Source organism: Mangrovicoccus algicola, from assembly GCF_014903745.1.
Classification (GTDB): Bacteria; Pseudomonadota; Alphaproteobacteria; order Rhodobacterales; family Rhodobacteraceae; genus Mangrovicoccus; species Mangrovicoccus algicola.
On sequence record NZ_JACVXA010000011.1, the window covers coordinates 58,230 to 79,042 of the forward strand.

21 protein-coding genes are annotated in these 20,813 nt (G+C 66.9%); 14 read left to right on the forward strand and 7 right to left on the reverse strand.

Translation table 11 applies throughout. The features are described 5' to 3' along the window. The first annotated feature begins 113 nt into the window (after positions 1 to 113). Positions 114 to 1,196 (forward strand): sulfotransferase, encoded by a 1,083-nt coding sequence (locus tag ICN82_RS05730; protein ID WP_193180624.1) that lies wholly within the window; start codon positions 114 to 116, stop codon positions 1,194 to 1,196. A 43-nt stretch (positions 1,197 to 1,239) separates the two neighbouring features. Here the strand turns inward: ICN82_RS05730 and ICN82_RS05735 are convergent, their stop codons facing one another. Continuing rightward, positions 1,240 to 1,566, reverse strand: a complete 327-nt coding sequence (locus ICN82_RS05735) for a HesB/IscA family protein (protein WP_193180700.1) — start codon at positions 1,564 to 1,566, stop codon at positions 1,240 to 1,242. An 84-nt stretch (positions 1,567 to 1,650) separates the two neighbouring features. On the opposite strand from ICN82_RS05735, the gene ICN82_RS05740 reads away from it, so the two are divergent. From ICN82_RS05740 to scpB, 7 genes are all read left to right on the forward strand, one after another. Beyond that, positions 1,651 to 2,802, forward strand: coding sequence for a deoxyguanosinetriphosphate triphosphohydrolase (locus tag ICN82_RS05740; protein WP_193180627.1), 1,152 nt, complete (start codon positions 1,651 to 1,653; stop codon positions 2,800 to 2,802). A gap of 93 nt (positions 2,803 to 2,895) precedes the next feature. Beyond that, the gene (locus ICN82_RS05745; protein WP_193180629.1) at positions 2,896 to 3,336 is read left to right on the forward strand and encodes a hypothetical protein; all 441 of its coding nucleotides are present in this window, start codon (positions 2,896 to 2,898) and stop codon (positions 3,334 to 3,336) included. Positions 3,337 to 3,444: 108 nt separating this feature from the next. Further along, positions 3,445 to 5,190 carry an arginine--tRNA ligase gene (argS, locus tag ICN82_RS05750; protein WP_193180631.1) on the forward strand — a complete coding sequence of 582 codons (1,746 nt, stop codon included), beginning with the start codon at positions 3,445 to 3,447 and terminating at the stop codon, positions 5,188 to 5,190. An 87-nt stretch (positions 5,191 to 5,277) separates the two neighbouring features. Further along, a complete protein-coding gene (locus tag ICN82_RS05755) occupies positions 5,278 to 6,144 on the forward strand; it encodes an SPOR domain-containing protein (RefSeq protein WP_193180632.1) in 867 nt (288 codons plus the stop codon). A gap of 3 nt (positions 6,145 to 6,147) precedes the next feature. Further along, positions 6,148 to 7,143 (forward strand): glycoside hydrolase family 3 N-terminal domain-containing protein, encoded by a 996-nt coding sequence (locus tag ICN82_RS05760; RefSeq protein WP_193180641.1) that lies wholly within the window; start codon positions 6,148 to 6,150, stop codon positions 7,141 to 7,143. Beyond that, positions 7,140 to 7,919 (forward strand): segregation and condensation protein A, encoded by a 780-nt coding sequence (locus ICN82_RS05765; protein ID WP_193180643.1) that lies wholly within the window; start codon positions 7,140 to 7,142, stop codon positions 7,917 to 7,919. Before ICN82_RS05760 ends, ICN82_RS05765 begins: the two co-directional genes overlap by 4 nt. Beyond that, positions 7,916 to 8,614: an SMC-Scp complex subunit ScpB gene (gene scpB, locus ICN82_RS05770; protein ID WP_407943748.1), complete on the forward strand. Its 699-nt coding sequence runs from the start codon at positions 7,916 to 7,918 to the stop codon at positions 8,612 to 8,614. Before ICN82_RS05765 ends, scpB begins: the two co-directional genes overlap by 4 nt. Positions 8,615 to 8,729: 115 nt before the next feature. Here scpB and ICN82_RS05775 read toward each other — a convergent pair whose 3' ends face one another. From ICN82_RS05775 to ICN82_RS05785, 3 genes are all read right to left on the reverse strand, one after another. Then, entirely contained in the window at positions 8,730 to 9,296 is a 567-nt protein-coding gene (locus tag ICN82_RS05775) for a cytochrome b (RefSeq protein ID WP_330998966.1), read from the reverse strand. 177 nt (positions 9,297 to 9,473) lie between these two features. Continuing rightward, positions 9,474 to 11,288, reverse strand: coding sequence for a translational GTPase TypA (typA, locus tag ICN82_RS05780; protein WP_193180647.1), 1,815 nt, complete (start codon positions 11,286 to 11,288; stop codon positions 9,474 to 9,476). Positions 11,289 to 11,381: 93 nt separating this feature from the next. Next, a complete protein-coding gene (locus tag ICN82_RS05785) occupies positions 11,382 to 12,008 on the reverse strand; it encodes a YitT family protein (protein WP_193180649.1) in 627 nt (208 codons plus the stop codon). Positions 12,009 to 12,371: 363 nt separating this feature from the next. Between ICN82_RS05785 and ICN82_RS05790 the strand changes: the two genes are divergently transcribed. After that, positions 12,372 to 13,175, forward strand: a complete 804-nt coding sequence (locus ICN82_RS05790; protein WP_193180651.1) for a hypothetical protein — start codon at positions 12,372 to 12,374, stop codon at positions 13,173 to 13,175. Positions 13,176 to 13,217: 42 nt separating this feature from the next. On the opposite strand, the gene ICN82_RS05795 is transcribed toward ICN82_RS05790, so the two are convergent. Continuing rightward, positions 13,218 to 14,432, reverse strand: a complete 1,215-nt coding sequence (locus tag ICN82_RS05795) for an NADP-dependent isocitrate dehydrogenase (protein ID WP_193180653.1) — start codon at positions 14,430 to 14,432, stop codon at positions 13,218 to 13,220. A gap of 194 nt (positions 14,433 to 14,626) precedes the next feature. Between ICN82_RS05795 and ICN82_RS05800 the strand changes: the two genes are divergently transcribed. Next, positions 14,627 to 15,805, forward strand: a complete 1,179-nt coding sequence (locus tag ICN82_RS05800) for a DUF2235 domain-containing protein (RefSeq protein ID WP_193180655.1) — start codon at positions 14,627 to 14,629, stop codon at positions 15,803 to 15,805. A gap of 9 nt (positions 15,806 to 15,814) precedes the next feature. Here ICN82_RS05800 and ICN82_RS05805 read toward each other — a convergent pair whose 3' ends face one another. Then, positions 15,815 to 16,387, reverse strand: coding sequence for an HD domain-containing protein (locus ICN82_RS05805; protein WP_226898305.1), 573 nt, complete (start codon positions 16,385 to 16,387; stop codon positions 15,815 to 15,817). After that, on the reverse strand, positions 16,384 to 17,037 hold the full coding sequence (locus ICN82_RS05810; RefSeq protein WP_193180657.1) for an alpha/beta hydrolase: 654 nt from the start codon (positions 17,035 to 17,037) through the stop codon (positions 16,384 to 16,386). The genes ICN82_RS05805 and ICN82_RS05810 overlap by 4 nt, the downstream gene beginning before the upstream one ends. Positions 17,038 to 17,189: 152 nt before the next feature. Between ICN82_RS05810 and iscR the strand changes: the two genes are divergently transcribed. The 4 genes from iscR to ICN82_RS05830 all read left to right on the forward strand — a co-directional run bounded on the left by iscR (position 17,190) and on the right by ICN82_RS05830 (position 20,718). After that, positions 17,190 to 17,648, forward strand: coding sequence for a Fe-S cluster assembly transcriptional regulator IscR (iscR, locus tag ICN82_RS05815; protein WP_193180659.1), 459 nt, complete (start codon positions 17,190 to 17,192; stop codon positions 17,646 to 17,648). Then, positions 17,645 to 18,694: a cysteine desulfurase family protein gene (locus tag ICN82_RS05820; RefSeq protein ID WP_193180661.1), complete on the forward strand. Its 1,050-nt coding sequence runs from the start codon at positions 17,645 to 17,647 to the stop codon at positions 18,692 to 18,694. Before iscR ends, ICN82_RS05820 begins: the two co-directional genes overlap by 4 nt. A 45-nt stretch (positions 18,695 to 18,739) precedes the next feature. Further along, a complete protein-coding gene (sufB, locus tag ICN82_RS05825) occupies positions 18,740 to 20,272 on the forward strand; it encodes a Fe-S cluster assembly protein SufB (protein WP_193180712.1) in 1,533 nt (510 codons plus the stop codon). 134 nt (positions 20,273 to 20,406) lie between these two features. Next, the gene (locus tag ICN82_RS05830; protein ID WP_193180714.1) at positions 20,407 to 20,718 is read left to right on the forward strand and encodes a heavy metal-binding domain-containing protein; all 312 of its coding nucleotides are present in this window, start codon (positions 20,407 to 20,409) and stop codon (positions 20,716 to 20,718) included. The last annotated feature ends 95 nt before the right edge of the window (positions 20,719 to 20,813 follow it).

Here is a 20,813-nt window from a genome sequence, read left to right on the forward strand (position 1 = left end):
GGTCGTCCGAGGGGCGGGCCCGTGTCAAGGCGTCCCTGCGTCGGCGAGGTTCTGGCCGTCGCGCACGCCTTGGGGTAGAAGATCTGAAACGGCCGCAGCAGACGGGGTAGCGCGTGAAGAAGTTTCTTTTTTGTCTCGGGGTGACAAAGGGCGGTACGACCTGGCTGCATTCCGCGCTGGTGCGCAATCCCGGCATCGGCCGCGTGCCGCGCAAGGAAATACACTATTACCTGCGCCAGTATGGCGGGGTGGACCGGCTGGGCGATGCGGCGCGGCTGGCGGCCTTTGCCCAGCACTGCAAGCGCGCCAGCTTCGTTCCGCCGGAGCAGGAGAAGGGCCGCGCGCTGCGCACCGATCCCGCCGATTACGGCAGTCCCTGGGACGAGCAGATGGCGGCGAACTGGGCTGCGGGCGGTGTCAGCATGCAGCGCTACAACGCCTTCCTGCGCTCGATGGACTGGTACAAGGGTTTCCTGCGCGGCCCGGTGGATGACCGCTGGTATCGCGGGCTGTTCGACGGCGTCGCCGCGCATAAATGGGCCATCGATTTCAGCACCACGAGTTTCCAGGCGAACGAGGCCGGGTTCCGCCACATGGCCGGGATCGCCGAGGATGCGCGGGCGATCATCATTCTGCGCGATCCGATCGAGCGGCTGTGGTCGCACATGAAATTCCATGCCGACGTGACCCGCGACATCCTGCGCATGAAGGTCTGGAGCACGGCGACGCTGCGCGATTTCGCCAGCCACCATCAGCTGGTCGATGCCAGCTTCTACGGCGATGCCGTGGAAAACATGCAGCGCCATTTCGGCCCGGAGCGGTCGCTGGTGCTGAATTTCGAGGATATCGCCCGGCGGCCGCAGCCGCTTTTCGACGATGTGCAGGATTTCCTGGGGCTCGATCCCGTGGATCTGCCGCGCCGCGGCGAGACCGATGCGCGCATCATCAATGCCTCGGCCCGCATCCCGATGCCCCGGGGGTTGATGGCGCATGTCGCGGGCGAGTTCGAGCGCGACCTGGAACGCGTGGCGAAGGCGGGGGTCGGCTTTGTCGAGCCCTGGATCGAGAATGCCCAGCGGCATCAGCGCGAGAAGCCCGCGCCTGAATTCTGGGGAATGGTCCCGCTGGCCAAGCGCGCCATTAACTATGTCGCGGATGACCGCAAGCGCCGGCAGGCGCTGCAGGACGCCCCCTGAACGGCGGCGCGGGCCCTCCGCCGGGGCGGCCCGCGCCGCGGGGTCACATCGAGAAGCTGGTGCCGCAGCCGCAGGAGGAGGCGGCGTTGGGGTTCTCGATCACGAAGCGCGCGCCGATGAGTTCCTCGGAAAAGTCGATGACCGCATCCGACAGGAAAGGCAGCGACACCTCGTCGACGATGACCTTCTGGCCTTCGCCTTCCAGCACCAGATCGCCCTCGCCGGGATCGTCCAGCGTGATCTCGTACTGGAACCCGGAACAGCCGCCGCCTTCGACGGCGACGCGCAGCGCCTTGTGCTCGGGGGCGGATTCGTTGATCTCGGCGAGGCGGCGGAAGGCGCGTTCCGTCACTTTCGGGGGCAGGGTCAGGTCCATCTGGCGATCTCCGCTCTTGGAAGCTCAGGTGAGGGAATATAAGGGTTGCGCGACGCACAGACAAGAAAGCAGCACACCATGTGCCAGCCCTATGCAAGCGATCCCGCGCATCTGCGCGGTCGTCTCCATCCCGAGCAGGAATCCGGGTTCCGTTCGCCCTATCAGCGCGACCGCGACCGGATCATCCATTGCAACGCCTTCCGGCGCCTCAAGCACAAGACCCAGGTCTTCGTCGAGCACGAGGGCGATTACTACCGCACCCGGCTGACCCATTCCATCGAGGTGGCGCAGGTGGCGCGGACCATCGCCCGCGCGCTGGGGCTCAACAGCGACCTGACCGAGGCGGTGGCGCTGGCCCATGATCTGGGCCACACGCCCTTCGGCCATACCGGCGAGGATGCGCTTCAGGCCTGCATGGAGCCCTGGGGCGGCTTCGACCACAATGCGCAGGCGATCCGCATCGTCACCCGGCTGGAAACCCAGTACGTGGCCTTCGACGGGCTGAACCTGACCTGGGACTGCCTGGAAGGCATCGCCAAGCATAACGGCCCGGTGACCGGCCCGGTGCCCGCCGCGCTTGCCACCTACAATGCCCAGCACGATCTGGAACTGCACACCCATGCCAGCGCCGAGGCGCAGGTGGCGGCGCTTTCGGACGATATCGCCTATACCAATCACGACCTGCTGGACGGGCTGCGCGCGGGACTTTTCGCCGAGCAGGACCTGACCGCGCTGCCGGTGCTGGGGCCCGCCTTTGCCGAGGTCGACCGGCTCCATCCCGGGGCCGAGCGGATCCGCCGCCGCCACGAGGCGCTGCGGCGGGTCTTCGGCGTGATGGTGGGCGACCTGATCGAGACCAGCCGCGAACGGATCGCCACGATCGCCCCCGGATCCGTGCAGGATATCCGCGAGGCGGGGATGCCCGCGATCCTGTTCTCCGACCGCATGTGGAGCGAGCTGAGGCAGATCCGCGCCTTCCTGTTCGAACGCATGTACCGCGCCCCTTCGGTCATGGCCAAGCGCGTGGAGGCCGAACGGATCATCCGCGATCTCTTCCCGCTGTACCTGTCGCGTCCCGACCTCCTGCCGGGGCGGTGGCAGCCCCGGATCGCGCTGGCCAGCGATGCGCAGCTGGCGCGGATCGTCGCCGATTACATCGCCGGGATGACCGACCGCTATGCGATCCGCGCCCATCACGACCATTTCCCGGGCACGCTGGAGACGCTGTGACCTGCCGCGCGCGGGGCAGGGATTCCCGGCTGGCCTCCGGCACGGTTTGTTCCGATCCTCGATCCCGGACGGAAAGCCGGACGGGGGCGGGCGATGGCGGAATTCCTTCACGGGCTGGCGCAGAATCTCGACGCGCTGGCCAAGGTCATGGTTGCACTTGGCGGGCTGATCGCGGCCGCGCTGGGGCTTTTGAGGCTGCTGCCGCGCCGTGGCAGGCCCCGGGGCGCCGCGGCGCGCGATACGCCGCCGCCGGACGGCCGGGAGGACCCGCCGCCGCGGCCCGGACCGGGGCGCAGCGATGCCGTGGCGGCGCGGGTGCCGGGATGGAAGCTGGCGCTGCGGGCGGCGATCTGCTTCGCGCTGGCGATGGTGTTCTCCGGTCTGTCGGATCTGGCATGGGATCCCTTCCTGCAGCCGGTGCCGGGGGGCGGCTTCTTGCTGCTGGTCGTGCTGACCATGGCCTGCCTGGCCGCGATGCTGTGGTTCGCCGGCCGGCTGGCGCTGCGCGGGCTGCGGTTCGTCTTCCGCAACTGACGCGGGGGCGGCATGGCAGGCGCGCCGAAATGACCGGGGCGGACCGGGCCGGGCGTTGACGCGCCGCGACAGGATGCTACTACCCGGCCGGTGGCAAAGGTGGACGTGATGAACCTGTTTTCCGAAGTGAAGGACCTGGTCCTGACCCAGCTCGAGGCTCTGGCGGAGGAAGGACTCCTGCCCGGTGGGCTCGACATGCAGAACGTGACCGTGGAGCCGCCGCGCGACGCCTCGCATGGCGACATGGCGACCAATGCGGCGATGGTGCTGGCCAAGCCCGCGGGCAAGAAGCCCCGCGAGATCGCCGAGGCGCTGGCCGCCAGGCTGCTGGCCGATCCGCGGGTCGAGGCGGCCGATGTGGCCGGTCCGGGCTTCCTGAACCTGCGCCTGACGGCCGCCACCTGGCAGGCGGAGGTGGCGCAGATCCTGACCCATGGAATCACCTATGGCCGCTCGGGCCTGGGCGCGGGCAAGCGGATCAATGTCGAATATGTCTCGGCGAATCCCACCGGACCGATGCATGTGGGCCACACCCGGGGCGCGGTGTTCGGCGATGCGCTGGCCTCGCTTCTCGACTATGCCGGCTACGAGGTCACGCGCGAATATTACATCAATGACGGCGGCGGGCAGGTCGATACCCTGGCCCGTTCGGTCTACCTGCGCTACCTCGAAGCCCATGGCCAGGAGGTCAGCTTTCCCGACGGGACCTATCCGGGCGATTACCTGATCGCCGTGGGCGAGACGCTCAAGGACCGGGTCGGCGAGGCCTATATCGACCAGCCCGAAGAGGTCTGGCTGGAGGAGATCCGCAGTTTCGCCACCGAGGAGATGATGGCCCTGATCCGCGAGGACCTGGCCGCGCTCGGCGTGAAGATGGACAATTTCTACTCCGAGAAATCGCTCTACGGCACCGGCCAGATCGAGAAGGCCCTGGCCGACCTGAAGGAGAAGGGCCTGATCTATCAGGGCGTGCTGGAGCCGCCGAAGGGCAAGACCCCCGAGGATTGGGAACCGCGCGAGCAGACGCTGTTCCGTTCCACCGCCCATGGCGACGATGTCGACCGCCCGGTGATGAAATCCGATGGCGCCTGGACCTATTTCGCCCCCGATATCGCCTATCATTATGACAAGGTTTCAAGGGGTTACGACGCGCTGATCGATGTGTTCGGCGCCGATCACGGCGGCTATGTCAAACGCATGAAGGCCGCGGTCGCGGCGCTTTCGGGCGGGCGCGTGCCACTGGATGTCAAGCTGATCCAGCTGGTCAAGCTGTTCAAGGACGGCGCCGAATTCAAGATGTCGAAACGCGCGGGCACCTTCGTGACGCTGCGCGACGTGGTCGACCAGGTCGGCCCCGACGTGACCCGGTTCGTCATGCTGACCCGCAAGAACGACGCGCCGCTGGATTTCGATTTCGACAAGGTGCTGGAGCAGTCCAAGGACAACCCGGTCTTCTACGTGCAATACGCCCATGCCCGGGTCTGTTCGGTTCTGCGCAAGGCGGCGGAGCAGGGGGGCGACATCTCGGATGCGGCCCTGTCGCGGGCCGACCTGTCCGGCCTTGCCGATCCGGCCGAGCTGAAGCTTGCGCGGACCCTGGCCGAATGGCCGCGCCTGGTGGAAATCGCGGCGCGCGGAAACGAGCCGCATCGCATCGCCTTCTACCTCTACGATCTGGCCAGCGACTTCCACGCCTTGTGGAACCGCGGCAACGACAATCCCGCGCTGCGCTTCGTCCAGGATGGCGATCCCGCGGGGACATCGGCGAAAATTGCGCTTCCGCGTGCGGTCGCCGTTGTGATTTCGGCGGGTCTTGGTATTCTTGGCGTGACCCCGCTGGAGGAAATGCGCTGATCTAACGGCGACCCCGGCGGCGGGCATTGAGGCAGAACCGCAGACAAGAGGACGGGCCGGTCAACAGGTCCGCCGCATGGGGCATAGATGGCAAACCCGGAATTCACCGAGGACTTCACGCACGACGTCTCCTCCGAGGCTGTCGTTTCCTCCTTCATGGGCTGGCTGGGCGCAGGCTGTTCGCTGGCGCTGGTCGTCGGCGTCGGCTGGTGGGGCTATGACCTGGCCATGCGCGAGACGAACGGCATCCCCGTGATCGCCGCGCTGGAGGGTCCGGCCCGGGTCGCCCCCGAGGATCCCGGCGGATTCGAGGCCGCCCACAAGGGCATGTCCGTCACCGAACTCTCCTCGGCGGCCGATGTGATTCAGCCCGAGCAGATCACCCTGGCCCCGGCGCCGGTCGCGCTGCAGGACACCGACCAGCCCGTCGCCGAGATCGCCCCGGTCGCCAAGGCGCGCACCCTGCGCGACGCGGTCAACGAGGCCCTGCAGGATGCCGGCGTGCTGCCGAGCGCCGCGGAGGCCGCGCCGTTTCCCGACGACGCCGGCTCCGCCATCGCCGCGCCGCTGCCGCCGACGATCATGAATTCCGCGCCGCGCCCGTCGCGCCGCCCCGATCTGGGCGTGGTCAGCCGTGCCGCCTATACCCCCGCCGCGCCGGAGCCCGAGATGCGCCTGGACCTTGATCCGCAGCTTCTGGCGGTGGGCACCCGGCTGGTGCAGCTGGGCGCCTATGACAGCGAAGCCACCGCAACGGCCGAATGGAGCCGCATCAGCGGCCGGTTCTCGGGCTATTTCGCGGGCAAGCAGCGCGTCATCGAACGCACCGAACGCAACGGCAAGGTGTTCTACCGGCTGCGCGCCCATGGCTTCGACGATCTCGCGGATGCGCGCCGCTTCTGTGCCTCGCTCCAGGCGGGCGGCGCCGACTGCATCCCGGTCCAGGTCCGCTGATCCATGCCTCTTTCCGCTGCGATCCTCGGTCTCGAGGGGCCCGCGCTGTCGGCGTGGGAAAAGGGATTCTTCGCCGAGGCCGCGCCCTACGGGTTCATCCTCTTCGCGCGCAATGTCGACACGCCGGAGCAGCTGCGCCGCCTGACCGCCGAGCTGCGCGAGACGGTCGGCCATGACGCGCCCATCCTGATCGACCAGGAAGGCGGGCGGGTGCAGCGGCTGGGCCCGCCGCATTGGCGCGCCTGGCTGCCGCCGCTGGAACAGATGCGCCGGGCCGCGCCGGGGCTGGCGGGGCGGGCGATGTTCCTGCGCTATCGCCTGATCGCGGAAGAGCTGCGCGCCCTGGGGATCGACACGAATTGCGCGCCCATGGCCGATGTGGCGATGGCCGACACCCATCCCTTCCTGCTGAACCGCTGCTATGGCGACGACCCCATGACCGTCACCGCCGCCGCGCGCGCCGCTGCCCAGGGGCTTCTGGCGGGCGGGGTTCTGCCGGTGCTGAAACACATCCCCGGCCATGGCCGCGGCACCGCCGACAGCCACCTGGAATTGCCGCGGGTCGCGGCATCGCTGGAGGATCTGCGCGCCGTCGATTTCGCCGCCTTCCAGGGGCTGGCGGATCTGCCGATGGGGATGACCGCGCATATCGTCTATCCGGCGCTGGATCCGGATCTGCCGGCCACCCAGTCGCCGGCGGTTCTCGATGTCGTGCGGCGCGAGATCGGGTTCGACGGGCTGCTGATGACCGATGACCTGTCGATGCAGGCGCTCTCGGGCAGCTTTGCCGAACGCGCGCGGCTTTCGCTTGCCGCGGGCTGCGATGTCGTGCTCCACTGCAATGGCCGACCCGAGGAGATGGAGGCGGTCATGGCAGGCACCGGCATGCTGGAAGGCAGGGCGCTGTATCGCGCGCATCGCGCCATGATGATGCGCGGCGCGGTCGACCCGATCGACACGGCCGCGGCGGAGGCCGAGCTGGCGGAGATCCTCGGGTGACGGAGCCGGGCTCCAATGTCACCGAGATCGATGCCCGCCTTGCCGCCGAAGCCCTGATCGTCGATGTCGACGGGTTCGAGGGGCCGCTTGACCTTCTGCTGTCGCTGTCGCGCACCCAGAAGGTCGACCTGCGCACCATTTCCGTGCTGGCCCTGGCCGAGCAATACCTGTCCTTCGTCGACCGCGCCAAGGCGCTGAGGATCGAGCTGGCCGCCGATTACCTGGTGATGGCGGCCTGGCTGGCCTTCCTCAAATCCAAGCTCCTGCTGCCGCCCGATCCCAAGGAGGACGGGCCATCGGCCGAGGAGATGGCCGATCACTTGGCCTTCCAGCTGGAACGCCTGGCGGCGATGCGCGAGGCGGCGGCGCGGCTGATGGGGCGTGACCGGCTGGGGCGCGACGTCTTTGCCCGCGGCATGCCCGAAGGCATCTCCACCCATCGCAACGTGATGTACCAGGCGACGCTGCTGGATCTGATGCAGGCCTATGCGCGGATCCGCACCAAGGACGATTTCCGCCCCTATGTCATGGACCGCGAGGCGATCCTGACGATGGAACAGGCGCTGGACCGGCTGCGCGGGATGATCGCCTTTGCCGGGCAGTGGTCGGACCTGGCCAGCTATCTGCCGGTGGAATGGCAGGGGGACAGTGCGCGGCGGCGGTCCTCGCTGGCCTCGACCTTTGCCGCGACGCTGGAACTTGCCAAGGAGGGCCGGGTGGAGTTACGGCAATCCGACATCTTCGGCCCCATCGAGCTGCGCAAGACACCTGAATGACAGACCAAGACGACGACATGCCGCCCGGCGCCGATCCCGAGGAACTGGGGGCGCTGGAGGATCCCGGCCTGTTCGATGCCCCGCCTTTGGCGGAGCAGGAGCGGATGGTGGAGGCGATGCTGTTTGCCACCTCCGAGCCGCTGACCCTGCGCGAGATGGGCACGCGGATGCCGCAGGGCTGCGATCCGGCAACGGCGGTGGCGATGCTGCAGAACCATTATCGCGGGCGCGGCGTCAATGTCGTGCAGGTGGGCGGGGCCTGGGCGCTGCGCACCGCGCCGGATGTCTCCTTCCTGATGCAGAAGGAGGTGGTGGAGACCCGCAAGCTCAGCCGCGCCGCCATCGAGACCCTGGCCATCATCGCCTATCACCAGCCCGCCACCCGCGCCGAGATCGAGGAGATCCGCGGCGTGGCCGTGTCGCGCGGCACGATCGACCTGCTGCTGGACCTGGACTGGATCCGCATTGGGCGGCGGCGCGAGACGCCCGGGCGCCCCGTCACCTTCATCGTGACCGAGGCGTTTCTGGACCATTTCTCGCTTTCCTCGGCGCGCGACCTGCCGGGGCTGGGGGAATTGCGGGCCGCGGGGCTTCTGGATGCGCGGCGCATGCCGGGCCAGCAGGAGGATGCGGCCGAAACCGACGATGCCGGGCCGGAGGACGAAGAGGACGAGGGCCAGGAGGAAATGTTCTGATCCGCCTGAGGATCGTCCCGCAACATATTGAGAACAAACAACCCCCGGTCCGTCAGGCCCGGGGGTTTCATCTTGCAACTGTCGTGATCGGCTGAAGTTGCCGGATGCAACCGGGTCAGGCGCGCCCGGCCATGCGGCGCAACGTGCCGTCGCGCCACAGGCCTTCATGCAGCCCGACCATCGCGACATGGCCCGCCACCAGGGCCGCCAGCACCCATCCGCCTTCGCCATGCAGCAGGCTGCCCAGCGTCATCATCCAGTCGACATTCTCGGCGCGCGGTGCGGTGACGGGAATGCCGAAGGGGGCAAAGCCGCGGGTGGATCCGATGGCGCGCAGGATCGCCGTCAGCGGCACCAGAACGATCAGCAGGTAGAGCGCGCCATGTCCCAGCTTCGCCCCCAGCGCCAGCAGGCCCGCCCCATGGCCGGGGCGGCGGTTGCGCATTGCAACCATCCAGATCACGCGCAGCAGTGCCAAGAGGAAGATCGCCACCCCCAGATTGCCGTGATGCGCGCGGAAGAACTGGAAGGCGGCGCCCTGTCCGAAGAGCTGCTTGATGCCCATCCCGGTCAGCTGCCACAGCACCATCAGCGCCAGCGCCCAGTGCAGGACCCGCGTGACCAGGCCGTAGCGCTGCGGCGTATCCACCAGGCGGTGACGGAGGGAGGCGGGTCTGGTCACGGGCTCATCCTGCTGCATTATCCTGTTGCGGTCTTATGACCGCCGCGCCGCGCGAAGGCGATAGCCCGGATGCGCAAGCGCGCGGTTTCCCGGGGGACAGGATGTCGCCCCCGGACGGCAAACGGCGCCTCCCGGGCGGGAGGCGCCGTCGCGGTCCTGTCGGATCCGGTGGCCGGATCAGGCGGATTTGGCCATCCGTTTGCGCTCATGCGGGTCGAGATAGCGCTTGCGCAGGCGGATCGCGTTGGGCGTCACCTCCACCAGTTCGTCATCGTCGATATAGGCGATGGCCTGTTCCAGCGTCAGGGTGGTGGGCGTGGTGAGGCGCACCGCGTCATCGGTGCCCGAGGCCCGGACGTTGGTCAGCTTCTTGCCCTTCAGCGGGTTCACTTCCAGGTCGTTGTCGCGCGAATGCTCGCCGATGATCATGCCGGTATAGACCGGCTCCTGCGCGCCGATGAACATCTTGCCGCGATCTTCCAGGTTCCACAGCGCATAGGCCACGGAGGTGCCGTTCTCCATCGAGATCAGCACGCCCGCGCGGCGGCCGGGGATCGCGCCCTTGTGCGGGGCCCATTCGTGGAACACGCGGTTCATCACGCCGGTGCCGCGGGTATCGGTCAGGAACTCGCCGTGATAGCCGATCAGCCCGCGCGAGGGGACCAGCGCGATGATCCGGGTCTTGCCGCCATTCTGGCGCATCTCGGTCATCTCGCCCTTGCGCGGGCCGGTCAGTTTCTCGATCACCGCGCCGGAATATTCGTCATCGACATCGATCGTGACTTCCTCGACCGGCTCCATGCGCACGCCGTCGACTTCGCGGAACAGCACCTGCGGGCGGGAGATCGACAGTTCGAACCCCTCGCGGCGCATGTTCTCGATCAGGACGCCCATCTGCAATTCGCCGCGGCCCGCGACCTCGAAGGCCTCGCCGCCGGGGGTGTCGGAGATCTTGATCGCGACGTTGGATTCCGCTTCCTTCATCAGGCGGTCGCGGATGACGCGGGATTGCACCTTGTCGCCGTCGCGGCCCGCCAGGGGGCTGTCATTGATGCCGAAGGTGACGGTGATGGTCGGCGGGTCGATCGGCTGGGCCGGGATCGCATCGGTGACCGCAGGATCGCAGATCGTGTCGGCCACGGTGGCCTTGGCCATGCCCGCGAGGCTGACGATGTCGCCCGCCTCGGCCATGTCGATCGGCTGCTGCGAGAGGCCGCGGAAGGCCAGGACCTTGGTGACGCGGAACTGCTCGATCCGGGTGCCGTCGCGCGACAGCGCGTTGACGGTGGTCCCGGCCTTCAGCGTGCCCGACTCGACCCGGCCGGTCAGCAGGCGGCCGATGAACGGGTCGGCGCCCAGCGTGGTGGCCAGCATGGAGAAGGGCTCGTCGCGCTTGGCGATCTGCTTGGGGGCCTCGACATGGCTGAGGACCAGGTCGAACAGCGCCGAGAGATCCTTGCGCGGGCCGTCCAGTTCCGCATCGCACCAGCCGTTGCGGCCGGAGGCGTAGAGCGAGGGGAAGTCCAGCTGTTCGTCATTGGCATCGAGCGAGGCGAAGAGGTCGAACACCTCGTCCAGCGCGCGGTCGGGTTCGGCATCGGGCTTGTCGACCTTGTTCAGCACGACGATCGGTTTCAGCCCCAGCGCCAGCGCCTTGGAGGTGACGAATTTCGTCTGCGGCATCGGGCCCTCGGCCGCGTCCACCAGAAGGACGACGCCGTCGACCATCGACAGGATCCGCTCCACCTCGCCGCCGAAATCGGCGTGGCCGGGCGTGTCGACGATGTTGATGCGCGTGCCCTTCCACTCGACGCTGGTCGCCTTCGCGAGGATGGTGATCCCGCGTTCGCGTTCCAGGTCGTTCGAATCCATGGCGCGTTCGGTCGTCGCCTGGTTCTCGCGGTAGGTGCCCGACTGTTTCAGGAGTTCGTCCACCAGGGTCGTCTTGCCGTGGTCGACGTGTGCGATGATCGCGATGTTGCGCAGATCCATGGGAGCCGTCCTTGTCTGAAGTTGCCGTGGCCCTACAGCGCCGCAGCGCGGAAGGCTAGACCTAAAGACAGCGGAATTGATCCATCGGGCGTGTTACCGCGCGATATAGCGGTCCCGGCGGTGGTTGAAGGCGATCAGCCCGTTCAGGATCACGGCACCGATGAGCGAGTAGAACACCACCGTGAAGGGGAACAGCAGCGCCGCGACCGCAAACAGGACGGCATCGACGATCAGCTGGACATAGCCTGCACGGAATCCGAAATTGTCCTGGATGTAAAGCGCCACGATGCCCAGCCCGCCCAGCGACCCGCCATGGCGGAAGATCGCCAGCAGGCCGATGCCGGTGACCGTGCCGAAGAAGAACACGCCCAGCAGGGGGTTGAGATACTCGATCCGGAACCCCAGCGGCATGTAATCGGTGCAGACCGACAGCGCCGTGACGCAGCCCAGCGATTTCAGCGCGAAGCGCCAGCCCATGCGTTTCACGGCGATCCAGTAGAAGGGCAGGTTGATGACGAAGAACACCTTTCCGAAGGAAAACCCGGTCAGGTAGGAGATGATGACGGCGGCGCCCGCCGTCTGGCCGGTCATCAGCCCCAGATGCGTCAGCAGCACCAGCCCCAGCGAACACATCACGATGCCGGTGCCCAGCCCCTGCACGTCGTCAAGCGCGGTGTGGCGGACGGCATCGGGATCGGGAACGGGCATCGGCGCGGGCATGGGCGGGTCCATCTGCTGGGCATGGGCGAATTAGGGCAACGTTACTGACGTTCCGCGGAAGCTGCAAGCGCGGCATGATGCAGGCGCGGCAAGACCTGATCCGTGCGGAAATCCGCACATATCGGGCCCCGCGATGTATGGTTTTCCGCACAGATCAAGGCCCGCACAGGGGCGGGCCGCGGCCTGGCGGCGGCGATTTCCCATCTGTCCCAAGGGGCTGCGCCAAGGCGGCCCCGCGCGGCGCCGCCGCGGCTTGGCAGGCGGGGGCGGGCTCCTAGGCTCTGACCCATGCCGGGGAGGAGCCGGCATGACGCGACACAGACGACCCCGCACGCATCGGGGCGGATCTCGGGGAGGGATCACATGGAACAGATCACATTGCGGCGCCTGGCGGCGCCTGTCCTGCTGGCATGGCTGTCGGGCGGGGCGGTCATGGCCGAGGGCCCGGCGCCCGAGGTGCGCGCGCCCCAGGCCGAGAACCCGTCCCGGGTGCTCCTGGTCGGCAACAGCTATCTCTATTACAGCGACAGCCTGCACAACCATGTCCGCCGGATGGTGATGGCCGATGACGATGCCGCGGCGGACCGGCTGCAGTACAAGTCGGCCACGATCGGCGGGGCGCGGCTGCGCGATCACGACATAGACCGGCTGACGACGCCCGGCGCGATCGGGGTGGCGGAGCCTTTCGAGCTGGTGATGCTGCAGGGCCATAGCGGCGCGGCGCTTTCGGAGAAGAACCAGCAGGTCTATCGCGACGCGGTGGTGGCGGCCAATGAGGTCATCCGCGACCGCGGCGGCCATGTGGCGATCTACATGCCGCATGCCTATGTCGCCCCGCATAAAAGCGCCAGCCCCGAGAATACCGGGACGAATGACGCCTTCTATACCGGGATCGGCAACGAGCTGGACGCGCTGGTCGTGCCGGTGGGGCTGGCCTTCGAGGAGGCCTATCGCCGCCGGCCCGAGATGGCGCTGCAGCAGCATTACGACGGCAGCCACCCGACGCTGCTGGGGTCCTACCTGGCGGCGGCGACGGTCTACGCGACGCTCTACGGCGCGAACCCGGTGGGCAATGACTACGATTATTTCGGAAATATCGGGGCCGAGGATGCGGCCTTCCTGCAGGAGGTCGCCCGCGACACGGTCGCGGCCTACCAGTCCCGCTGAGGGCAGCGGCCGGCCGGGGCATGCCCGGCCGGCCGCGCGCGGTCAGCCGACCAGCGCCTTGTTGAGGTTCTCGTCGATCTTCTCGAGGAAGCCCATCGTGGTCAGCCAGCCCTGGTCCGGCCCGACCAGCAGGGCGAGGTCCTTGGTCATGTGACCCGATTCCACGGTCTCGACGATGGTCTTCTCCAGCGTGGTGGCAAAGGCCATCAGCGCGGTGTTCTGGTCCAGCTTGGCGCGGTGCTTGAGCCCGCCGGTCCAGGCGAAGATCGAGGCGATGGAGTTGGTCGAGGTCGCCTTGCCTTCCTGGTGCTGGCGGTAATGGCGGGTGACGGTGCCATGGGCGGCCTCCGCCTCGACGATCTTGCCGTCGGGCGTCATCAGCTGCGAGGTCATGAGCCCCAGCGAGCCGAACCCCTGCGCCACGGTGTCGGATTGCACGTCGCCATCGTAGTTCTTGCAGGCCCAGACGAACTTGCCCGACCATTTCATCGCGCAGGCGACCATGTCGTCGATTAGCCGGTGTTCGTACCAGATGCCCTTGGCCTTGAACTTCTCCTCGAACTCCTCCTCGTAGACCTTCTGGAACAGGTCCTTGAACCGGCCGTCATAGGCCTTGAGGATGGTGTTCTTGGTCGACAGGTAGACCGGCCAGCCGAGGTTGAGCCCGTAATTCATCGAGGCGCGGGCAAAGTCGATGATGGAACTGTCGAGGTTGTATTGCGCCTGCGCGACCCCGGCGGAGGGGGACTGGTAGACTTCGCGCTCGATCACCTGGCCGTCATCGCCCTCGAATTTCAGGATCAGCTTGCCCGGGCCCGGCATCAGGAAGTCGGTGGCGCGGTACTGGTCGCCGAAGGCATGGCGGCCGATCACGATCGGGTGGGTCCAGCCGGGAACGAGGCGCGGCACGTTGCGGCAGATGATCGGCTGGCGGAAGACGACGCCGCCCAGGATGTTGCGGATCGTGCCGTTGGGGCTGCGCCACATCTTCTTGAGGCCGAATTCCTCCACCCGCTGCTCGTCCGGGGTGATGGTCGCGCATTTCACCGCGACGCCGATCTCGCGGGTCTTCTCGGCCGCGTCGATGGTGATCTGGTCCTCGGTGCGGTCGCGTTCCTGGATGGACAGGTCGTAATAGAGGAGATCGAGGTCAAGATAGGGAAGGATCAGCTTCTGCTTGATGAAATCCCAGATGATCCGGGTCATCTCGTCGCCGTCCATCTCGACGATCGGGTTGTCTACCTTGATCTTGGTCATCGGTGGTCCTCTGAGTCGGGAGCGTTGGGTGGTTCTCATGCCGCATTACAGCATTTCGCGGGTCGGGGCCAGTATTGCATACGTTGGTATACAGATTTGACCCTGCGACGGCCGACGCAGCGGAAAGATCGTCGTTGAGAGTCGCGGCGTCAGGCGTCATGCTTCCCCTTGGATAAGGCTAAGGTGAATTTGCCATGAAGCGCATCGCGATTTTCTGCGACGGAACCTGGAACCGCAGCGACCGGGTCGTGCTGGAGGCCGAGGGTCGGCCCGTGACCAGCATCCTGCGCCTGTCCGAAGCGGTGGCGCAGGGCGCCGTGGCGGACGGGACCGAACAGATATCCTTCTATATCGACGGGGTGGGCACGCCCGAAACCGCCGGCCGGCTGCGCCACGCGGTCGACAAATACGGCGGCGGCGCCTTCGGCTGGGGGCTGGACGACAAGATCCTCAAGGCCTACCGGTTCCTCGTGCGCCATTACCGCCCCGGCGACGACATCTTCCTGTTCGGCTTTTCCCGCGGGGCCTATGCGGCGCGGTCGCTGGCGGGGCTGATGCGCAATTGCGGACTGCCCGATCGCGACGATCGCGACCTGCTGGGGCACCTGATGGGCGTCTATCGCAGCCGCGACCCCGAGGATGCCCCCTGGACCGAGCGGGCACGGCGCCTGCGCGAATGGGTCAATCCCCGGCTGGCCACGGATCCTGCCGAGCTGGCGGAGCGGACGGGCGATTGCAGCTTGCTGCGCATCGCTTACATGGGGATCTTCGACACGGTGGGCGCGCTCGGCGTGCCCGAGTTGTGGCCGGGACTGGCGCGGGTGAATGCCCGCTACCGGTTCCACGACCAGCAGCTCAGTTCCATGGTCCGCGCGGCGCGCCACGCGATTTCAATAGACGAGCCGCGCATCACCTATAAATCCGTTCCCTGGGACGCGGCGCGGATCGATGCGCTGAATGCCGCTGCCGAAGCGGCGGGCGCGATGCCCTTCCGCCAGATGTGGTTCCCAGGCGTGCACGGCACGGTCGGCGGATCGCTGGCGCCGGGGCATGAGGGGCTGGGCATGGCGGCGATGGGCTGGATCGCCGAGGGGGCCCGGGCGGCGGGGCTGGAATTCGATGCGGCGCGGCTGGATCCGATGCTGGCGCTGGCCGATCCCGCAGGCCCCTTCGGCAGTCCCGATCTGGAGTACGGGGCCGTGGACCGTCTGACCTTGCGCCGCTTCGATTATCAGCGTCCGCCGGTTCCGGGCGCGGCGCAGGTGTCGGATGTCGCGCGGGCGCGCTGGCACCTGGAGGAAGGAGGCGCGGGCTTTCCCTATCGGCCGGTGCAGCTGCGCGGCGTGGCGGCGGCGGAGGGATGGCCGGGCTGAGCGCCGCGCTCAGCGGGCGAAGAAGCCGGTGATCCGCGGCCAGATCCAGTCCCACAGCACCGGCGCGCCGCGCCGGACGGCGGGGGCGATGCGGGTCTCGATCTTCTCGGGGGTGACCTCGTAGCGTTTCCAGTTCACCCCGTCGGTCGCGAGGTTCAGCAGGGGCGGCTGGAACCGGTCCAGCGCCTTGGCGAATTGCGCCTCGGGCGTTTCGGCCGCCTCGAATTCGTCCCACAGCGCGCGCAGCTCGGCGCCCTGGTCGGCAGGCAGCAGCCCGTAGATGCGATCGGCCGCGCGCCGTTCGGCCGCCTCCTGCGCCGCCGCATCGACCACGCCGTGGATCGGCATGTCGCCTGCATCCACCTCGACGATGTCATGCAGGATCAGCATGCGGATCACGCGGTTCAGGTCGATCCCCGGCGCCGCATGTTCCCCCAGCACCAGCGCGAACAGCGCCAGGTGCCAGGAATGCTCGGCCGAGTTCTCGGGGCGGGAGCCGTCCCCGATGGGGGTGGCGCGCGTGACCTGCCGCAGCCGCTCCGCCTCCATCAGGAAATCGATCTGGCGGTCGATCCGGCTCAACGGGTGCTTTCGGTCAGGCGCCGCTTGACATAGTCGCTGACCGAGCCGGTGAGGGTCTCCATATGCGGGTCCTCGTAGAAATGGCCCGCGCCCTCCACCTCGGTATGGGTGATGGTGATGCCCTTCTGCTCATGCAGCTTGCCCACCAGCGACCTGGTATCGGCCGGGGGCGCGACGCGGTCATTGGTGCCGTTGATCACCAGGCCCGAGGACGGGCAGGGCGCCAGGAAGGAGAAGTCATACATGTTCGCGGGCGGGCTGACCGAGACGAAGCCGGTGATCTCGGGGCGGCGCATCAGAAGCTGCATGCCGATCCAGGCCCCGAAGGAGAAGCCCGCGACCCAGCAATGTTTGGCGTTCTGGTTCATCGACTGCAGGTAATCCAGCGCCGAGGCCGCGTCGCTGAGCTCGCCGATGCCCTGGTCGTATTCTCCCTGGGACCGGCCCACGCCGCGGAAGTTGAACCGCAGCACGGTGAAGCCCATGTTGAAGAAGGTGTAATGGAGGTTGTAGACCACCCGGTTGTTCATGGTTCCGCCGAATTGCGGATGCGGATGCAGGATGATCGCGATCGGGGCGTCCTTGATCTTCTGCGGGTGATAGCGCCCCTCCAGGCGCCCTTCGGGTCCGGGAAAAATGACCTCAGGCATAGGCTGCTCAGTCTCTCCAGCTCACCGGTGCTGTTCCTTGACGGAGATAGCGCCGGTCCTTAGACGTGTGTCGCACCGCCACGGGCATGACGGCATCGTGAGGCACGTATACATCCCGCAGCCATGGGTCAATGGGAACGGAGGGCGATAGGATGAAGCTCAGCACAAAAGGCCGCTATGCGATGGTGGCGCTGACCGATCTTGCGCTTCAGAAAGGGGCCGAGCCGGTGAGCCTGGCCGATGTCGCGCGGCGGCAGGACATTTCCGTGGCATATCTGGAACAGCTCTTCGTCAAGCTGCGCCGCGCCAAGCTGGTGGAATCCGTGCGCGGCCCGGGCGGCGGGTACCGCCTGGCGCGGCCGGCGACCGAGATCCGGGTGTCGGAGATCCTGGCGGCGGTGGATGAAACCGTCAGCGCGCTGCACAAGGGCGCGGCCGCCTCCGGCGGGCTGTCGGGATCGCGCGCGCAGTCGCTGACCAACCGGCTGTGGGAAGGCTTCTCGGCGCATGTCTATGTCTTCCTGCACCAGACGCGCCTGTCGGATGTGGTCAAGAACGACCTGGCCCCCTGTCCGGCGGTGCCCAGCCTTTTTGCCATCATCGACGAATGAGACAGCCGCGGGCCTATCTGGACTGGAACGCCACCACGCCGCTGCGCGCGGAGGCGAAGGCGGCGATGATCCAGGCGATGGAGATTGCCGGCAATCCCTCCTCGGTCCATGCCGAGGGCCGCGCGGCCAAGGGGATGCTGGAAAAGGCGCGGGGGCGCATCGCCGAGGCGCTGGGGGCGATGGCCGCCGATATCGTGTTCGTCTCGGGGGCGACCGAGGCGGCGGCGCTGGCGCTTGCGGATCGCAACCTGTCCTGCGCCGGGGTGGAGCATGACGCCGTGCGCGCCTGGTGCCGCGAGGACCTGCCGGTGGATATGGGTGGCAAGGTGCAACTGCCGGCGGATCCCTCCGGTTGCACATTGCAACTGGCGAATAGCGAAACCGGCGTGATCCAGGATCTGCCCGAGGGGCTGGCAGTGTCGGACCTGACGCAGGGCTTCGGCAAGGTGCCGGTGGGATTCGACTGGTCGGGCATCGACATGGGCTTCGTTTCCGCACACAAGCTGGGCGGACCCAGGGGGATCGGTGCGCTTGTGCTGCGCCGCGGTCTCGACGTCACCGCCCGGCTCCGGGGCGGCGGGCAGGAGATGGGGCGCCGCTCCGGAACGGAAAACCTGATCGGAATCATGGGCTTCGCCGCCGCCGCCGAGGCGGCGCAGCGCGACCTGTCCGACGGTGTCTGGGAGGCTGTTTTTGAACTTAGAAAAATTCTAGAAAGCGGCTTGGCCTCGGCGAACACTTCTACTATTTTTGTCGGGAAAGACAGCGCGCGTTTGCCCAATACCTCGATGATCGCCACTCCGGGCTGGAAGGGTGAGACGCAGGTGATGCAGATGGACCTGGCCGGTTTCGCCATCTCGGCGGGCTCGGCCTGTTCCTCCGGCAAGGTGACGGCAAGCCAGGTGCTGACGGCCATGGGATACGATGCGGAGACGGCGGCATGCGCCATCCGCGTCTCGCTCGGGCCTCGGACGACAAGGGACGAGGTGTCCCGCTTCGTCGAGGCCTGGGCGGCAGCGAACCGCCGGCGCAGCGCGCGGGCATAACAGATATGCGGGCGGGGGGCGTCCGCAGAGGGAAAGGCTTTCGTGATGACCGCTTTGGACAGCACAGCATCCGTCAAGGAAGGCGTCGACCAGGAGACTGTCGATGCCGTCCGCAACATGGGCACGTACAAGTACGGCTGGGATACCGAGATCGAGATGGACTATGCCCCGAAGGGGCTGAACGAGGATATCGTCCGCCTCATCTCGACCAAGAATGACGAGCCCGAATGGATGACGGCGTGGCGCCTGGCGGCCTATGAGCGCTGGACCCAGAAGGAAGAACCGTCCTGGGCGATGGTCGATTACCCGAAGATCGACTACCAGGACCAGTATTACTATGCGCGTCCCAAATCCATGGAGACCAAGCCCAAGTCGCTTGACGAGGTCGATCCCAAGCTTCTGGAAACATACCAGAAACTGGGAATCCCGCTGAAAGAGCAGATGATCCTGGCGGGCGTCGAGGGTGCGGGCGAGTCTCCCTCGGACGCGGCCCCCGAACGCAAGGTCGCGGTGGATGCGGTCTTCGATTCCGTCTCCGTCGGCACCACTTTCCAGAAGGAGCTGAAGGAGGCGGGCGTGATCTTCTGCTCGATCTCCGAGGCGATCCGCGAGCATCCCGAACTGGTGAAGAAATACCTGGGCTCGGTCGTGCCGGTTTCGGACAACTTCTTCGCCACGCTGAACTCGGCCGTCTTCTCCGACGGTTCCTTCGTCTACGTGCCGCCGGGCGTGCGCTGTCCGATGGAGCTGTCGACCTATTTCCGCATCAACGCGGAGAATACCGGCCAGTTCGAACGCACGCTGATCATCGCCGACAAGGGCAGCTATGTCAGCTATCTCGAAGGCTGCACCGCCCCCCAGCGCGACACGACCCAGCTGCATGCGGCGGTGGTGGAGATCATCGTCGAGGAAGATGCCGAGGTGAAATACTCCACGGTGCAGAACTGGTTCCCCGGCGACGAGAACGGCAAGGGCGGCATCTACAACTTCGTCACCAAGCGCGCGGATTGCCGCGGCGATCGGGCGAAGGTGATGTGGACGCAGGTCGAAACCGGATCGGCCGTGACCTGGAAATACCCGTCCTGCATCCTGCGCGGCGAGGAGAGCCAGGGCGAGTTCTATTCCATTGCGATTGCAAACAACTACCAGCAGGCCGATACCGGCACCAAGATGGTGCATCTGGGCAAGAACACCAAGTCGCGGATCGTCTCCAAGGGCATTTCGGCCGGACGGGCGCAGAACACCTATCGCGGCCTGGTCTCGATGCATCCCAAGGCGAAGAATTCGCGCAACTATACCCAATGCGACAGCCTGCTGATCGGCGACCAGTGCGGCGCGCATACGGTCCCCTATATCGAGGTGAAGAACAACTCCAGCCGGGTGGAGCACGAGGCGACCACCTCCAAGGTGGATGACGACCAGCTGTTCTATTGCCGGTCGCGGGGCATGGACGAGGAAGAGGCCGTGGCGCTGGTCGTCAACGGGTTCTGCCGCGAGGTCCTGCAGGCGCTGCCGATGGAATTCGCCATGGAGGCCCAGCAGCTGGTGGCGATCTCGCTGGAAGGCTCGGTCGGCTGAGCCCGACCGGTTGCAGATGAAAACCGGCGCCTGTCCTGTTGAAAACACGGGCGGCGCCGCAAGGATCGCAACTGGCCCCGAGGCCGCAGGAGACCGGCATGAGCAACCCCTGGAGCAAGTCGAAAGGCACGGCCATGATCGTCACGACCACGCCCAATGTCGAGGGCCGCAGCATCACCGCCTATCACGGCATCGTCGTGGGCGAGGCGATCCTGGGGGCCAACGTGTTCCGCGATATGTTCGCGGGCATCACCGACATCATCGGCGGCCGCTCAGGCGCCTATGAGCGGTCGCTTGGCGAGGCGCGGGAAACCGCGCTGCACGAGATGGAGGAGCGCGCCCGCGCCGCGGGCGGCAATGCGGTGGTCGGCGTCGATATCGATTACGAGGTCATCAACAACATGCTGATGGTCTCGGCCTCGGGCACTTCGGTGACGCTGGGCTGACCGGCCCGCGTTTCCACATGAACTTTGCGGCGCATACCATTGGTATGGGCTGATTTATTTTCGCAGCCGCGCGATCGCGGCGCAATACCGGCTTC

Excerpts from the sequence above, each read along its gene's own strand:
- ICN82_RS05795 (WP_193180653.1), bottom strand. The coding sequence starts at position 14,432 with ATGACCAAGATCAAGGTAGACAACCCGATCGTCGAGATGGACGGCGAC.
- ICN82_RS05830 (WP_193180714.1), top strand. The coding sequence starts at position 20,407 with ATGATCGTCACGACCACGCCCAATGTCGAGGGCCGCAGCATCACCGCC.
- ICN82_RS05755 (WP_193180632.1), top strand. The coding sequence starts at position 5,278 with ATGGCAAACCCGGAATTCACCGAGGACTTCACGCACGACGTCTCCTCC.
- sufB (WP_193180712.1), top strand. The coding sequence starts at position 18,740 with ATGACCGCTTTGGACAGCACAGCATCCGTCAAGGAAGGCGTCGACCAG.
- iscR (WP_193180659.1), top strand. The coding sequence starts at position 17,190 with ATGAAGCTCAGCACAAAAGGCCGCTATGCGATGGTGGCGCTGACCGAT.
- typA (WP_193180647.1), bottom strand. The coding sequence starts at position 11,288 with ATGGATCTGCGCAACATCGCGATCATCGCACACGTCGACCACGGCAAG.
- argS (WP_193180631.1), top strand. The coding sequence starts at position 3,445 with ATGAACCTGTTTTCCGAAGTGAAGGACCTGGTCCTGACCCAGCTCGAG.
- ICN82_RS05740 (WP_193180627.1), top strand. The coding sequence starts at position 1,651 with ATGTGCCAGCCCTATGCAAGCGATCCCGCGCATCTGCGCGGTCGTCTC.
- ICN82_RS05785 (WP_193180649.1), bottom strand. The coding sequence starts at position 12,008 with ATGCCCGCGCCGATGCCCGTTCCCGATCCCGATGCCGTCCGCCACACC.
- ICN82_RS05820 (WP_193180661.1), top strand. The coding sequence starts at position 17,645 with ATGAGACAGCCGCGGGCCTATCTGGACTGGAACGCCACCACGCCGCTG.
- ICN82_RS05800 (WP_193180655.1), top strand. The coding sequence starts at position 14,627 with ATGAAGCGCATCGCGATTTTCTGCGACGGAACCTGGAACCGCAGCGAC.
- ICN82_RS05760 (WP_193180641.1), top strand. The coding sequence starts at position 6,148 with ATGCCTCTTTCCGCTGCGATCCTCGGTCTCGAGGGGCCCGCGCTGTCG.
- ICN82_RS05810 (WP_193180657.1), bottom strand. The coding sequence starts at position 17,037 with ATGCCTGAGGTCATTTTTCCCGGACCCGAAGGGCGCCTGGAGGGGCGC.
- scpB (WP_407943748.1), top strand. The coding sequence starts at position 7,916 with ATGACAGACCAAGACGACGACATGCCGCCCGGCGCCGATCCCGAGGAA.
- ICN82_RS05790 (WP_193180651.1), top strand. The coding sequence starts at position 12,372 with ATGGAACAGATCACATTGCGGCGCCTGGCGGCGCCTGTCCTGCTGGCA.
- ICN82_RS05745 (WP_193180629.1), top strand. The coding sequence starts at position 2,896 with ATGGCGGAATTCCTTCACGGGCTGGCGCAGAATCTCGACGCGCTGGCC.